Origin of the sequence: Kribbella sp. HUAS MG21 (assembly GCF_040254265.1) — a bacterium.
GTDB lineage: Bacteria > Actinomycetota > Actinomycetes > Propionibacteriales > Kribbellaceae > Kribbella.
This window is the reverse complement of record NZ_CP158165.1, coordinates 2,475,447-2,489,798: the sequence shown is the minus strand read 5'-3', so window position 1 is coordinate 2,489,798 and position 14,352 is coordinate 2,475,447. Positions and strand designations below refer to the sequence as shown.

Here is a 14,352-nt window from a genome sequence, read left to right as displayed (position 1 = left end):
CTGTCAGGCGTCCTTGCGCTCGACGACGACCTTGTTGATCACGATCGGCTCGAGCGGCCGGTCGCCCGGCGCGGTCTTCGCGGTGGCGATCGCGTCGACGACCTTCTTCGACTCGTCGTCGGCGACCTCGCCGAAGATCGTGTGCTTGCGGTTCAGGTGCGGGGTCGGGACGACGGTGACGAAGAACTGCGACCCGTTGGTGCCGCGGCCGAACTGGATGCCGGCGTTCGCCATCGCGAGCAGGTACGGCTTGTCGAACTGGAGCTCCGGGTGGATCTCGTCGTCGAACTGGTACCCCGGGGTGCCGGTGCCGGTGCCGAGCGGGCAGCCGCCCTGGATCATGAACCCGTCGATCACCCGGTGGAAGGTGAGGCCGTCGTAGAACGGCCGGGTGACCTGCTCCCCGGTCTGCGGGTCGGTCCACTCCTTGCTGCCGTCGGCGAGGCCGACGAAGTTGCTCACCGTCTTCGGCGCGTGGTTCGGGAACAACCTGATGACGACGTCACCCTTGTTCGTCTGCAGGGTCGCGTACAGCTCTTCGGCCACGGGAGTCACTCCTCGTCGGAAAATGCGGCTTACCCCTCGATCCTGTCATGCGAGTCCAAGAACAACCGCACCGACCATCCGGCGACACACCTCCGCCCCGTCACCCCAGCCCGCTGCCCGAACCTCAACCCCGGGGGATATCCCCTCAACTGGAGGGTTGCCCCCTGAAAATTCGAGGGGGCAACCCTCCAGGTCAATGGGCAGGCCGGCTGCGGCGGCGACCCAGAGAGTGGTGCGGTGGGTGGTGGTGAGGTGGGCCATGTGTGGAGATCGGGCGGTGCGGGCACCGGGTGATCGGCTCGTGACGTCGTACGATGCAGATGAAGCCGGATTTGTCCAGAGCCGTAACCAGAACGAGCCCATGACGCCGATGGGCGGGAGAGCTGTCCGCCGGGCGGTCAGCACGAGGAGGGAACCGTGGGTTTGAGGAAGTCCAACGACCGGGTCGAGGCCGCGAAGGACCGCGTCCGGCCGATCGCCGAGTCGGCGTCGGAGAAGCTCGGACCGGCCGTCGGCCAGGTCCGCGAGCACCTCGCACCGGCTGTGGGCACCGCACGGGAGAAGGTGTCGCCGTACGCCGAGAAGGCTGTCGAGCGCGGCGCGCACCTGGCCCACCAGGCCGTCGAGAAGGCCGGCCCGGTGCTCGACGACGCGCTGGCCAAGGTCGGACCGGCCACCGAGCACGCGGCCGAGAAGGCCCGCGAGCGGCTGAACGACGACGTACTCCCGAAGGTGACCGCGGCGCTCGCGACCCTGGCGGCCGCGGCCGAGCCGGTCGTCGAGGAGACCGCCCGCCGGGGCAAGGCCACCAAGGCCGCGCTCAAGGGTGAGCTCGACGTGCCGAAGAAGAGCCACAAGCTCCGCAACCTGGTGCTGTTCCTGGGCCTCGGCGCGCTGGCCGCGGCAGCGGTGAAGAAGCTGCTGACGCCGCCGGAGCCGGCCTGGCAGTCCACCCCGACCAGCGGCCGCGACTACAGCTCGGCCCCCACCGGTACGACGACACGGCCGACGGACAGCACCTCGCCGGGGCAGTCCACGACCACGTCCAACGGCCGGACCGACGCCAAGCCGGACGGCGAGAAGTCCGACGCTGCGAAGGAAGACGCCGCGAAGGCGGATGCGGCGAAGGCCGACGCGCCCAAGACCGCGGACGGCAAGGACGACGAGGTGAAGGCCGCCGCCAACGGCGCCGCGAAGAAGACCACGACCAGGAAGTCGACGGGCTCCGGCGAGTCCAAGCCCAGCGACTCCTGACTCCACCGCAACGACGAAGGTCCCGGATCCAGGTGGATCCGGGACCTTCGTTCGTCCGTACGTCGCCTTGCGCGAACGACGCGTCAGTTGACCTGCGGCTCCGGGGCGTCGGCCTTCGCGATCGTGTACCGGCCGGCGGACAGCAACTGGGTGGCGTACCGGTGCGTGATGCACGGGTACGTGCCTCCGCAGCTCAGGCAGACGGCGTCGTTGCGGTGCAGCCAGGGAACGACCTTGAACCGCCGGGTCCAGGTCAGCGGCTCCCGATCCGGTGCGTGCACCTGGAGCGCCGCGCGGGCGGCGTCCTGGATCTCGGGGGCCGACCAGTCCTCGGCGCTCTTGTTCATCAGCGCGCTGAGATCGGGGTGGAGGTGGTCTGTGCGGGCTTTGTTCATTTGTATGTCTTCCAAGGCAGGTGGGGAGGACGCCTGAATCACTCGCTTCAAACGTTAGTGCCCGGCGGTGCCGCCCGCGCTCCGAAAGCGCTCTCGCGGGTGTCAGATCTTCGTTAGTTCCAGAGCGTCTCGAGCGTGACCCGGGCCTCGAGCTCGAGCAGGTGCCGCTTGGTCGGGATGCCGCCGCCGAAGCCGACCATCTTCCCGCCGGCGCCGACCACCCGGTGGCAGGGCACCACGATCGCGATCGGGTTCCGGTTGCAGGCCGTCCCGACCGCGCGGGCGGCACCCGCGTCGCCGACGATCTTCGCGACCTCGCCGTACGTCTGCATCTCGCCGTACGGGATCCGGGTCAGCTGGGTCCAGACCGCGCGCTCGAAACCGGAGCCGCCGCGGACCGACAGCGGCAGCGTGAACTCCTGGAGCTCGCCGGCGAAGTACGCCTTCAGTTGCTCGGCGGCCTCGGTGAGCATCGGCGCATTGCCGAGCGGGCGGTCGGTGGCGCCGAAGTGCAGCCGGCAGAGCCCGGTCTCGTCGACCGCGAGCGTGAGGTCGCCGATCGGTGAGTCGACCACGGACCAGTCCATGCCACCATCCTCCTCCCCGCCGCCGACAGTTTCCGGCGGAAATGCGCCACAACCCGATGTTCTCGCCCGGTCACGCCCTGTTGTGCTATGTGTGATCCATGAGCCGCGGGTCGCAGGTACCGCTGGATCGGTGGTTCAGCTCCGAGCGGGCGATGGGCATCGCGGCGTCGATCCTGATCGGGCTGGTCACCGTCACCACGTGGTCGACCGCGTGGTCGGACTGGAACCTGTACCGGACCCGGAAGACGTACGGCACCGATCCGGACAAGCTCGCCGAGGCGGACCTGATCTCCGGTTCGCTCGGGATCGTCGCCGCGCTCGCGCTGCTCGCGGCCGCGGTGGTGTTCATCGTGTGGCTGTGGCGGGTCCGGTGGAACGCGGAGATGTTCTGCCGCGGCGAGCACCGGTTCACCCGCGGCTGGGTGCTCGGCTGCTGGCTCGTCCCGGTGGTGAACCTCTGGTACCCGAAGCAGGTCGTCGACGACATCGTCGCCGCCAGCGACCCGCGCACCGATCCGCTCACCCCGACGCTGAAGGACATCCCGGGCACCCAGCTGGTCTGGGCCTGGTGGCTGACCTGGGTGACCGGCCTGGTGACCGGAAACATCGTGCAAAGAGGCGTGCTCGTCGGCGCGTCGCAGCTCGGGGACCTGCGGACGAACGTCATACTTTCCTCCGTCTCGGCGCTGTTCACCACCGGCGCGGCCGTGTTCGCGGTGATCCTGATCCAGCGGATCGACGAACTGCAGAGCCGGCGGGCCTGGGTGCCCTGGTGGGCGGTCGGGACACCGCACAGCGGCTTCCAACCACCTGCGCGGTAAACCAAACCGTCACGCCCCGTCGAGTGACTCGTTACCTGTGGTGATGGGCGTACGAAAAGAACACGTTAAGTCGACACCCTCCGTGCTGGGGCCGACTGCCCTGGCGTACCTACTTCGTGGTATCAATGTGGCTCGGTCATGCGGGGGCAGGATCTGGCCGAAGCGCCGAACAGACGACGGAGTTCCAGCAACGCGAGGGACGCGAGACGTGAGCCACCCGCAGGCATTGGTGACTGCTGCCGAGGATCAAGAACAGTGGCAGCCGCACGCGGCTGAGGAGTTCCAGCAGGTCGGGACGGTGGGCAAGATCGCCATCGGACTGCTGGGCGCGTCGACGGTCACGCATCTGCTGTCCACCTGGTCCGACTGGAACACGTACTCCGTCGTGCACCGCTACCTCGGCGGGATGCCGAACGTCGACGACGCGGACCTGAACCGCGCCGACGCGATCGCCAAGGTCACCGCGGTGCCGAACGTGATCATCTCGGTCGCCGCCGCGGTCGTCTTCGTGATCTGGTTGTGGCGGGCCCGGGTCAACTCCGAGGTGTTCTGCCAGGCCGACCACCGCCGCAGCCACGGCTGGGTGCTGGCGAGCTGGTTCGTCCCCGGCCCGAATCTCTGGTACCCGAAACAGATCGTCGACGACGTCTGGCTCGCCAGCGATCCGAAGACCCCCGTCTACAGCGACGACCTGCGCCGGTTCAGGACTCCGACCCTCACCTCCGTGTGGTGGGTCGCCTGGATCGGCGCGCTCGCGTTCGACGTCGTGGTTCGCCGGTTCCTGATGTGGATGGAGGCGACCGTCGGGTCGCTGCGCGGGATCGCCCTCGCCGGTACGGCGTCGCTGGTGCTGACCGCGGTCTCCGCGGTCGCGGCGACGATGGTGATCCGCAAGATCAACCACATGCAGACCACGCGCAAGTGGGTGCCGTGGTGGGACCAGGGCCCGAAGCTCAGCGCCGTTCCGACGTACGAGGTGACCCAGGTCGCGTCGCACGCGAACGACGACACCGACGAGCAGCCGGCGATCTCCGAGCCGGTCGCGCCGACGCTGGGCCTGGTCCGCGAGCCGCAACTGCAGATGGCCGGCGGACCGCAGGACTCGGCGGACAACCCGTTCGCCCCCGCGCCGAGTCCGTTCGCGCCGGCTCCGGCCGCGCCGCAGGGCTTCCCGGGTGACGGCGCCGCCGCGCCGGCCGCGTTCGCGGGCACGCCGCAGGTGGAGGAGCCGCCGAAGTGGAGCCCGTTCGCGCCGGTCGTGGAAACCTGGCGGGACGACGACGGCGGTCCGGCGACCGAGCAGTTCAGCCCGATCGAGACCTGGCAGAACGAGAAGCCGGTCGAGGAGACGACGTACGACGTCCCGCAGCAGGCCGCGAGCTGGGACGAGTACCGCGGCAGCGTCGTCGAGGACCCGCTCGGTACGACGAGCAGCTGGCGCGACGAGGTCGCTCCGATGACCGTCGCGCAGCCGGACCCGTACGCGTACCAGCCCGAGCCGTCCTACCAGCCCGAGCCGTCCTACCAGCCTGAGCCGTCGTACCAGCCTGAGCCGTCGTACCAGCCCGAGCCGTCGTACCAGCCGCAGCAGCAGCCGGCCGAGGAGTCGTGGGCAGCGCGCTACTCCGAGCCGTACTCCTACGAGTCCGACTACCTCACCTCGACGTCCTCCCCCGCGGAGTCGTACGAGGCCCCGGTTCCCGCACCCGAGCCTGAGCCCGCGCCAGTTGCGCGCGCCGGCCGCCGGGCCGCTCGGGTCGCGGTCGACAGCCCGTCGGCGATCCAGCCGGCGGTTCCGAGCCGCTCGACGCATTCCACGTACGGCGAGCACTCGGACCACCCGACGCAGTCGTCGTACTCCGACCACAGCGTCTACGGCCAGTCCGAGCACACGCAGCCGTCGTCGCACGTGTCCGCCTCGTCCGGGTACTACGAGCCCGCGCCGGTCCCGCGGCTCGACGCGCAGGACGACTTCCTGACGCCGTCGAAGCCGCTGCCCCCGGTCCCGTCGTACGGCCCGGAGCCCTCGTCGCCCCAGCCGGCCGACGAGTACACGGACTACGGCTCGACGTACACGTCGGACTACAACTCGTCGTACAGCTCCAGTAGCTACAGCTACGACAACAGCGGCACCGAGTACACCAGCGCCCAGTCGTACGAGACCTACAGCCCGAACTACGCGAGCGAGTCGTACGGCGCGCAGTACCAGCAGGAGCCCACCGAGTACCAGCAGCAGTCACCGTACGAGTACGAGCAGCAGGAGCCCGAGCAGCCCTCCGCCCCGCGGACGCACCCGCGCCGTGGCCGCTGGGTCTGATCAGATAGGTGTCATGCGTCTAGGTTTCGCCACCCTCGGTTGTCCCGGAGCTCCGCTCGACGACGTCCTCGCGCTTGCGCAGGGCAACAACTTCACCGGGCTGGAGCTCCGTGCCGCGCCGGACGAGTTCACGCACACGGGCCTGTCCGCGGCGCAGCGGCGGGAGTTGCGCGCCCGGATCGAGGACGCCGGCCTGCAGGTGTTCGCGGTCAGCAGCTACGTGAAGCTGTGTGCGGTCGAGGAGCAGCCGCTCGAGGCACATCTCGAGCTCGCCGCCGATCTCGGTGCGCTCGGCGTCCGCGTGTTCCCGGGCGACGACGCGACCGAGGGTACGACGGACGGTCCGAGCGCCGGCGAGATCCGCGCGCTCGACCGGGTGACGTCGGCGCCGCGGGACGTCCCGATCCTGCTCGAGACCCACGACTCGCACTCGACCGCGCGCCAGGTCGCCGCGTTCCTCTCGGTGCTCGACACCGACGTGCCCGGGCACAACGTCAAGGCGCTCTGGGACAGTTCGCACACCTGGTCGCACGGCGAGACCCTGGCCGAGGCGTTCACGCTGCTGCGGCCGTGGCTGGAGCTCGTGCAGTTCAAGCAGGCGGACTCACGGCGGGACTACCGCCCGGTGGCGATCGACGAGGGCGACTTCCCGATCGACGAGCTGCTGACGGTGCTCGACGGCACCGACTACCCGCTCTCGCTGGAGTGGGAGCTGAAGTGGCACCCGCACCTGCCGCCGCTGGCCGAGACCCTGCCCGCGGTTCACACCTGGCTGGGCGTGGGATCGGTCAAGTAGCGGGTGACGGTCGGTCCGAGCCAGGCGACCGCCTCGTCCGTCGACAGCTCGGCCACCGGTCGTAGCTGGAGAATGTAGCGGCACAGCGCGAACCCGAGCGCTTGTGTCGCGACCAGCCCTGCCCGCACTTCCGGCCGGTCGATCGCGGCCTGCCGGAACGCCGGCGTGAGCTGTCCGATGAAGAGCGTCCGCATGCGCTCCGCCGCCGTCTCGTTCGTCACCGCGGTCCGGAGCAGCACCCGCAGCGTGTCGTCCTCCTCCCACCGCTCGATCAGGTGCCGGACCAGCACCTCGCCGAGCCGTTCCTTCGGTACGTCGCCCAGCTCGGGCATCCGGACGTCGAAGTCGGCCGCCGCCGTGAACAGCTTCTCCTTCGAGCCGTAGTACCGCATCACCATCGCCGGGTCGATCGCCGCGTCCGCCGCGATCGCCCGGATCGTCGCGCGCTCGTACCCGTCCGCTCCGAACCGCTCCCGGGCCGCCGCGAGGATCGCCGCCCGGGTCCGGTCCGACTTCTTCTCCGCCATGTCCCGAGCATATGCCAACACTTGTTGACTTTTCGAGCCGAGGTCCCTAGCGTAAAAGTCAACAAGCGTTGATAAACGACGAAAGGGAGCGACGATGACTCCGAACGAAGCAGCGGTCGTGGTGGTGGGCGCGGGTCCGGTTGGGCTGGCGCTGGCGGTCGGCCTGCGGCTGCACGGGCACGACGTGGTGGTGGTCGACAAGCAGGCCGAGGGCGCCAACACCTCACGGGCCTGCGTGATCCACCCGCGGACCCTGGAGGTGCTCGAGGAGGTCGGCGTCAGCAAGCGGCTCGTCGAGCTCGGCCTCCAGTTGCAGCAGTTCTCGATCCGCGCCGACGACCGCCGGCTGGTCCCGGTCGGTTTCGCGGACCTGCCGACCGCCTACCCGTTCGTGACGATGATTCCGCAGCCGGTCACCGAGCAGGTGCTGCTCGAGCGCCTGGAGGAGCTCGGCGGATCCGTACTCCGTCCGTACGCCGCGACCGGCCTGACGCAGACCGCCGACGGCGCCGAGGTCACGCTCGACAACGGCGACGTGATCAAGGCGCAGTACGTCGTGGCGGCCGACGGCATGAACAGCACGATCCGGGAGCTCGCCGGACTGCGGATGCCGGGCAACACGCTGGAGCTGTCCTTGAGCCTGGTGGACGTGCGCGTCGACGGCGGGCTGCCGACGGACGAGGTCGGGTTGTACTTCGCGGCCGGCGGGATGCTGGTGGTGGCGCCGTTGCCGGACGGATCGTTCCGCCTGGTTGCCGAGGTGCCGGACGCGCCGGAGCACCCGGACGCCGCGTTCGCGCAGCGGTTGCTGGCCGGCCGCGGGCCGCGGAAGGGGAAGCCGCAGGTGACCGAGGTGATCTGGGGTTCGCGGTTCCGGATCCACGAGCGGGTCGCCGACACCTACCGGGCCGGTCGCGTGCTGCTGGCCGGCGACGCGGCTCACACGCACAGCCCGGCCGGTGGCCAGGGCATGAACCTCGGCCTCCGGGACGCCGTCATGCTGGCGAACGCGCTGTCGACCGCTCTCGCCGGGGAGGACGCGGCGCTCGACGAGTACGCCACGACGTGCCGCGCCGAGGCGATCCGGGTCATCGCGCTGGCCCACCGCCTGACCCGGCTCGCCAACGTCCCGCGCGCGGCCCGCCCGGTGCGCAACGCCGTACTCGGCCTGGTCGGCCGGCTGGACAAGACCCAGCACGACGTCGCGATGCAGCTCGCGGGCCTCTAACTTCCCGTCGACTCGCGGATCTGCAAGGTGTACGGGACGGTGACGTCGCGGTGGCTGGACTCGCCGGTCCCGGCGATCCGGTCGAGCAGCAGGGCGACGGCGTTGTCCGCCAGCCACTCCTTGTCGGGCGAGATCGTGGTCAGCGACGGTGAGTGGTACCGGCCGTCCTCGATGTCGTCGAAGCCGACCACCGCGACGTCCTGCGGCACCCGGAGCCCGGCCTCGGCCAGGCTCCGCAGCGCGCCGAGGGCCAGCAAATCGTTGAAGCAGAAGACCGCGTCCGGCGGCTCGGGCAGTGCCAGCAACTCACGCATCGACGCGGCGCCGTCCGGCCGGTGGTAGCCGGTGCCGGCCAGCTCGAGCTCAGGATCGTGCGGCAGCCCGGCCGCCTTGAGGGCCTTCCGGTAACCCTTCCGCCGGACCGCCCCGGTACCGGCGCCACCGCCGACACCGATCGCCGCGATCCGGCGCCGGCCGAGGTCGATCAGGTGCGTGGTGGCGTCGTACGACGCCTGCACCGAGTCCACGGCGACGTGGTCGAACTGACCGCCGGCCGGGCGCTCGCCGAGCAGCACCAGCGGCTTGCCGGTGTCCGCGGCGGTGAGCTTGGCCGGGGCGGTCGTGATCGGCGAGAAGATGATGCCGTCGATCAGCTGCCCGCGCATCCCGTCCAGGACGAACCGCTCGGCGGCCGCCTCGCCCTCGGTCTGGTCGATCAGCACCGTGATCCCGCGGCGCTTCGCGGCCCGGCTGATCGCCGACGCCAGCTCGGCGAAGTACGGCGAAGCCATCTCCGGGACGGCCAGCGCGATGAAGTCCGAGCGGCCCTTGCGCAGTGAGCGGGCGCTGACGTTCGGCTTGTAGTCCAGGGCGGCGATCGCGGCCTCGACCTTGGCCCGGGTCTGCGCGGTGATGTGCGGGTAGTCGTTGATCACGTTCGAGACGGTCTTCACCGACACGCCGGCCCGCGCGGCCACATCGCTGAGCCTGGTCGCCATCGGAAACCTCCTGTCGCCGTCCTGTCGCCCGAGTGTGCCACGCTCCCGACCACCTTCGCCCCTCCTCTGCGAACCCTCCAACCGAGGGGATACCCCCCAAGGTGGAGGGTTGCCCACTGGAAATTTGAGGGGGCAACCCTCCAACTCAGTGGGCAAGGGGATTCCGGAGGGTTGGGGACGAGGTCTTTACAGGGCGATGTCAATCGTTGTAGACATCCACGTTAAACGTTGTAAACGACTTCTGGGGAGGTCCTGTGGCTCGGCTCGTGGTTGACCCCGCGTTCGTGGTGGGTGCACTGGACCGGCGGCTGTTCGGCTCGTTCGTCGAGCACATGGGCCGCTGCGTCTACACCGGCATCTACGAACCCGGTCACCCGAGCGCGGACCAGGACGGCTTCCGGCAGGACGTTCTCGAGCTGGTCCGCGAGCTGGGCGTGACGGCGGTCCGCTACCCCGGGGGCAACTTCGTGTCGAACTACGACTGGGAGGACGGCGTCGGGCCGAAGGACCAGCGGCCGCGTCGGCTCGACCTGGCCTGGCGCGCGATCGAGCCGAACCAGTTCGGCACCGACGAGTTCGTCGCCTGGTCCCGCAAGGCCGCCGTCCAGCCGATCTGGGCGGTGAACCTCGGGACCCGCGGCATCCGCGACGCGGTCAACCTGCTCGAGTACTGCAACCTGCCGGCCGGAACCGCCCTCTCCGACCGCCGGGTCGCGAACGGCAACCCCGAGCCGCACGCGATCCGCACCTGGTGCCTGGGCAACGAGATGGACGGCCCCTGGCAGATCGGCCACAAGACCGCCGAGGAGTACGCACGGCTCGCCGAGGAGACCGCGAACGCGATGCGCCGCGTCGACTCCGGGCTCGAACTGGTCGCCTGCGGGTCGAGCAACGCCGGGATGCCGACGTTCGGCGAGTGGGAGCGGGTCGTCCTCGAGCACACCTACGAGCTGGTCGACCACATCAGCCTGCACGCGTACTACGAGCCGCACGACGGCGACCAGGCGAGCTTCCTGGCCGCCGCCGAGGAGATGGACCGGATGATCACGTCGGTGGTCGCGACCGCCGACCACGTGAAGGCCTTGAAACGTAGCGACAAGCAGCTCACGCTCTCCTTCGACGAGTGGAACGTCTGGTACCAGCAGCACTTCCCCGGCGAGCTCGGACTCGAGATCCGCGAGGTGTCCCCGCTGATCGAGGACACCTACACGGTCGACGACGCGGTGGTCGTCGGCAGCCTGCTGATCACGCTGCTCCGGCACGCGGACCGGGTGAAGATCGCTTGCCTCGCGCAACTGGTGAACGTGATCGGCCCGATCCGCACCGAACCCGGCGGCCGCGCCTGGCGGCAGACGATCTTCCACCCGTTCGCGCTGACCGCGCGGTACGCCGGCCCGACGGTGCTGCAGACCGCGATCACCGGCGGCCCGGAGATCGACACCGCCGCCTTCGGCCGGGTGCCCGCGCTGTGGAGCACCGCGACGTACGACGAGAACACCGGGGAGACCGCGATCTTCGTGGTGAACCGGAGCGAGACCGACAAGGTCGACCTGGAGGTTCCGGTGTCCGGACGGGTGGTCCGGCACCTGGCGCTGTACGACGAGGACCGGTCCGCGGTGAACACCGCGGACGATCCGGACCGGGTCCGGCCCCGGGCCGTCGATACCACTGAGGTCGTCGACGGCGTCTGCCGGGCCACGTTGCCGCCCGCATCGTGGCATCTGATCCAGCTCAGCAGTTGATGCGAGAGGGGACCCCGCCCGTGCCTTCGAAACGACTACTCGCCGCAGCACTCACCGTTGTCGCGGTGGCCGCCGGTACGACGGCCGCCGACGCCGCGCCCGAGCCCGCGGTGCAGACCACCAACGCGATCTCGTCCGGCTTCGCGGACACCTTCGCCGACCCGGCGATCATCCAGGGCCGGGACGGCTACTGGTACGCGTACGCCACCTCCGACCCGCTGGTGTCCGGCGGCCCGTTCGGGCTGATGCACATGGCCCGGACCAAGGACTTCGGCTCCTGGGAGTACCTCGGGACCGTCTTCGACGACCAGACCAAACCCGCCTGGGCCGCGCCGGGCTCGTTCTTCTGGGCGCCCGACATCCGGTACTTCGGCGGCCGCTACGTCATGTACTTCACCGTCACCGACACCGCCGCGAACCCGGGCGGCGACCCCGCGATCGGCGTGGCCACCGCGCCGACGCCGGCCGGGCCGTGGACCGCGACCGGCGGCCCGGTCGTCACTCCGAAGCCGGACGGCAACGGCGGCTACTTCGGCACCATCGACCCGGCGATGCTGACCGCCGCCGACGGCAAGCGGTACCTGTACTACGGCGGCTTCTACGGCGGCATCTCGGTCACCGAACTCACCCCCGACGGCCTGCAGGCGGTCGGCACGCCGACGCAGGTGACGATCGGCGACCGCTACGAGGGCTCGTACGTCGTCTACCGCGACGGCTGGTACTACTTCATGGGCTCGTCGATGAACTGCTGCGCCGGCCCGACCACCGGGTACTCCGTGTTCGCCGGCCGCTCGCGCTCGCCGCGCGGCCCGTTCGTGGACGCCGACGGCGTACCGCTGACCGACTCCCGCGTGGGCGGTACGACGGTCATCACGCAGAACGGCAACAAGTGGATCGGTCCGGGGCACCACGCGTTCATGACCGACGCGGCCGGCCAGGACCACATCGTCTACCACGCGATCGACCGCGGTACGCCGTGGCTGACCAACCCGTTCGGGATCAACCGGCGGCCGATGCTGATCGACCGGATCGACTGGGTGGACGGCTGGCCGCGGACCCGCGCCGGGCTCGGCCCGTCCGACACGCCGGTGCCCGCGCCGACGACGGGTTCAGGGCTCGGCATCGACTCGACCGACCCGGCAGCAGGCCTCCACGGCGCCACGAAGCAGCCAGGCGACGCCCTCGGCGGACCGACCGCCGCGATCACGCGCGCCGCGCAGACCCGCCAGGCCGCACCCGCCGGCTCCCTCCGTGTTGACGCGGATGCCCGGCTCGGCACCTCCTTCACCACAGTCCTGGGCAATCAGGTGACGGCGACTGTCGCGAACAGCCGCCTGACGCTGACGGTCGGTCGGCGTACGACGTCCGTGAACCTGCCGGCCGCCTTCGACCGCACCCAGTGGAACAAACTGTCCGTCCAGGTCTCCGGATCCACCGTGACAGCACGACTGGACGACGCGGGCCTGGGAGAGGTGTACGGCGAGGCGCGGTTGACCGTGGCCGGGTTGAGTCTGGGCTCCGCGCCGGTGCGCTGGTTCGGCTCGGCCGAGCTGGACAACCTGACCGTCCGCCCGGTCGCGAAGCCGGTGACGAAGCCGGCCGACGTACCGCAGACCGGCAAGCTGCTGTCCGGCGACGACTTCGACGGTGCGCTCGGTGCGGACTGGTCGTGGGTGCGGCCGGACGCGAAGGCGACTGTTGCCGACGGCAAGTTGTCGTGGCCGTTGCAGAACGCCGACCTGGTCGGGTCCGGGAACACCGCCGGACTGCTGTTCCACAGCGTGCCGGCCGGCGACCGCTGGATCGCGGAGACCAAGCTGCACCTCGACACCGGGGAGGGCGACATCCGCAACTACCAGCAGGCCGGCATGATCGCGTACCTGAACGACAGCGACTTCGCCCGGCTCGGCAACGTCGCGATCTGGCGGACCCGCCAGACGGAGTACGGGCGTGAGTTGGTGGCCCGGCCGTCGGACGGCGCGACGTCGTACGGCGCGGCCGCGATCGGACGCTCGGCGCCGACGCTGTGGATGCGGCTCGCGTACCAGAAGAACGCCACCGGCGAGCACGTCTACCGCGCCGCGACCTCGGTCGACGGCAAGAACTGGACGTGGGGCGCGGCCTGGGTGCTGCCGTCCGCTGCCAAGCTCGGTCTCTACGCCCACGGCGAGTTCACCGGCGCGAACCCGGCGCCGGTCGCCACCTTCGACTACCTCAAGTTCTACGAAAGCAAGTGAATGAGCTTCTCCAATCCGGTGTACGACGGCGGGTTCGCCGATCCGCAGGTGATCGCGGTCGGCGACGAGTACTACGCGTTCGCGACCAACGGGCCGCTCGGCAACGTGCAGACGCTGACCTCCCGCGACCTCGTGTCGTGGGAGGTGGTCGGCGACGCGTTGCCGTCGTTGCCGGATTGGACGGCTCCCGGACGGGTGTGGGCGCCGGAGGTCGCGGTGCACGCGGCCGACCGGTACGTCATGTACTACACGTCGCGTGACGTCGCCGCGGGCCGGCAGGCGGTCGGCGTCGCGGTGGCGTCCACACCCACAGGTCCATATGTCGACAAATCGATCAAGCCACTGATCAGTCAGGCCGACGAGGGCGGGTCGATCGACGCCTCGCCGTTCCAGGACTCGAGCGGCCGGCGCTGGCTGTACTGGAAGAACGACGGCAACGCGATCGGCGTCGACACCTGGATCTACGTGTCCGAGCTGTCCGCTGACGGCCTCACGCTGGCCGGTCCGGTACGGCGGATGATCAAGCAGGATCTGCCGTGGGAGGGTGCGCTGGTCGAGGCGCCGTACATGGTCGAGCGCGACGAGAAGTTCCACCTGTTCTACTCGGGCAACGCGTTCGACAAGGCGGCGTACGCCGTCGGGCATGCGTTGTGCGAGTCGCCGACCGGGCCGTGTGTGAAGTCCGGCGACCCGATCCTGGCGAGCTCGCCGGACGCCGCGGGGCCGGGGCACAACATGGTCCTCGGCGACTGGTTCGTCTACCACGCCTGGGATCCGGACCAGGTCGGCACCGACCCGAAGGGCCGCACGATGTGGCTCTCCCGGCTGACCTGGGACGGTGACACCCCGGTCGTGCAGCCGCCGCTCGCCCGCAATCCGCTCGACCCGTAACCTTTCCGGTCCC

At 70.0% G+C, this 14,352-nt stretch carries 13 protein-coding genes; 8 read left to right on the top strand and 5 right to left on the bottom strand.

Annotated features, from left to right (window positions below):
* Positions 1–3 precede the first annotated feature (3 nt).
* Entirely contained in the window at positions 4–534 is a 531-nt protein-coding gene (locus ABN611_RS12015) for a peptidylprolyl isomerase (protein ID WP_350281630.1), read from the bottom strand.
* 429 nt (positions 535–963) lie between these two features.
* On the opposite strand from ABN611_RS12015, the gene ABN611_RS12010 reads away from it, so the two are divergent.
* Positions 964–1,800 carry a hypothetical protein gene (locus ABN611_RS12010; RefSeq protein ID WP_350279916.1) on the top strand — a complete coding sequence of 279 codons (837 nt, stop codon included), beginning with the start codon at positions 964–966 and terminating at the stop codon, positions 1,798–1,800.
* An 83-nt stretch (positions 1,801–1,883) separates the two neighbouring features.
* Here ABN611_RS12010 and ABN611_RS12005 read toward each other — a convergent pair whose 3' ends face one another.
* Together ABN611_RS12005 and ABN611_RS12000 are read right to left on the bottom strand one after the other, a co-directional pair.
* The gene (locus tag ABN611_RS12005) at positions 1,884–2,195 is read right to left on the bottom strand and encodes a hypothetical protein (RefSeq protein ID WP_350279915.1); all 312 of its coding nucleotides are present in this window, start codon (positions 2,193–2,195) and stop codon (positions 1,884–1,886) included.
* A gap of 113 nt (positions 2,196–2,308) precedes the next feature.
* A complete protein-coding gene (locus ABN611_RS12000) occupies positions 2,309–2,782 on the bottom strand; it encodes a methylated-DNA--[protein]-cysteine S-methyltransferase (protein WP_350279914.1) in 474 nt (157 codons plus the stop codon).
* Between the two features lie 98 nt (positions 2,783–2,880).
* On the opposite strand from ABN611_RS12000, the gene ABN611_RS11995 reads away from it, so the two are divergent.
* From ABN611_RS11995 to ABN611_RS11985, 3 genes are all read left to right on the top strand, one after another.
* Positions 2,881–3,603, top strand: a complete 723-nt coding sequence (locus tag ABN611_RS11995) for a DUF4328 domain-containing protein (protein WP_350279913.1) — start codon at positions 2,881–2,883, stop codon at positions 3,601–3,603.
* Positions 3,604–3,811: 208 nt separating this feature from the next.
* Positions 3,812–5,920: a DUF4328 domain-containing protein gene (locus ABN611_RS11990; RefSeq protein ID WP_350279912.1), complete on the top strand. Its 2,109-nt coding sequence runs from the start codon at positions 3,812–3,814 to the stop codon at positions 5,918–5,920.
* Between the two features lie 13 nt (positions 5,921–5,933).
* Complete coding sequence (locus ABN611_RS11985; RefSeq protein WP_350279911.1) at positions 5,934–6,716, top strand: sugar phosphate isomerase/epimerase; 783 nt, start codon at positions 5,934–5,936, stop codon at positions 6,714–6,716.
* On the opposite strand, the gene ABN611_RS11980 is transcribed toward ABN611_RS11985, so the two are convergent.
* Positions 6,683–7,243 (bottom strand): TetR family transcriptional regulator, encoded by a 561-nt coding sequence (locus ABN611_RS11980; protein WP_350279910.1) that lies wholly within the window; start codon positions 7,241–7,243, stop codon positions 6,683–6,685. The two genes, ABN611_RS11985 and ABN611_RS11980, sit on opposite strands and share 34 nt — an antisense overlap.
* Before the next feature lie 94 nt (positions 7,244–7,337).
* Here ABN611_RS11980 and ABN611_RS11975 point away from each other — a divergent pair, with 94 nt between their 5' ends.
* The gene (locus ABN611_RS11975) at positions 7,338–8,471 is read left to right on the top strand and encodes an NAD(P)/FAD-dependent oxidoreductase (protein ID WP_350279909.1); all 1,134 of its coding nucleotides are present in this window, start codon (positions 7,338–7,340) and stop codon (positions 8,469–8,471) included.
* Here ABN611_RS11975 and ABN611_RS11970 read toward each other — a convergent pair.
* Positions 8,468–9,469 carry a LacI family DNA-binding transcriptional regulator gene (locus ABN611_RS11970; RefSeq protein ID WP_350279908.1) on the bottom strand — a complete coding sequence of 334 codons (1,002 nt, stop codon included), beginning with the start codon at positions 9,467–9,469 and terminating at the stop codon, positions 8,468–8,470. The genes ABN611_RS11975 and ABN611_RS11970 overlap by 4 nt on opposite strands.
* Before the next feature lie 254 nt (positions 9,470–9,723).
* On the opposite strand from ABN611_RS11970, the gene ABN611_RS11965 reads away from it, so the two are divergent.
* Genes ABN611_RS11965 through ABN611_RS11955 form a run of 3 tightly spaced genes read left to right on the top strand, consistent with a single transcriptional unit; the run spans position 9,724 to position 14,339 of the window.
* Positions 9,724–11,211: an alpha-N-arabinofuranosidase gene (locus ABN611_RS11965; protein ID WP_350279907.1), complete on the top strand. Its 1,488-nt coding sequence runs from the start codon at positions 9,724–9,726 to the stop codon at positions 11,209–11,211.
* A 20-nt stretch (positions 11,212–11,231) separates the two neighbouring features.
* The gene (locus tag ABN611_RS11960) at positions 11,232–13,448 is read left to right on the top strand and encodes a family 43 glycosylhydrolase (RefSeq protein WP_350279906.1); all 2,217 of its coding nucleotides are present in this window, start codon (positions 11,232–11,234) and stop codon (positions 13,446–13,448) included.
* A complete protein-coding gene (locus ABN611_RS11955) occupies positions 13,449–14,339 on the top strand; it encodes a glycoside hydrolase family 43 protein (RefSeq protein ID WP_350279905.1) in 891 nt (296 codons plus the stop codon).
* Positions 14,340–14,352: the final 13 nt, after the last annotated feature.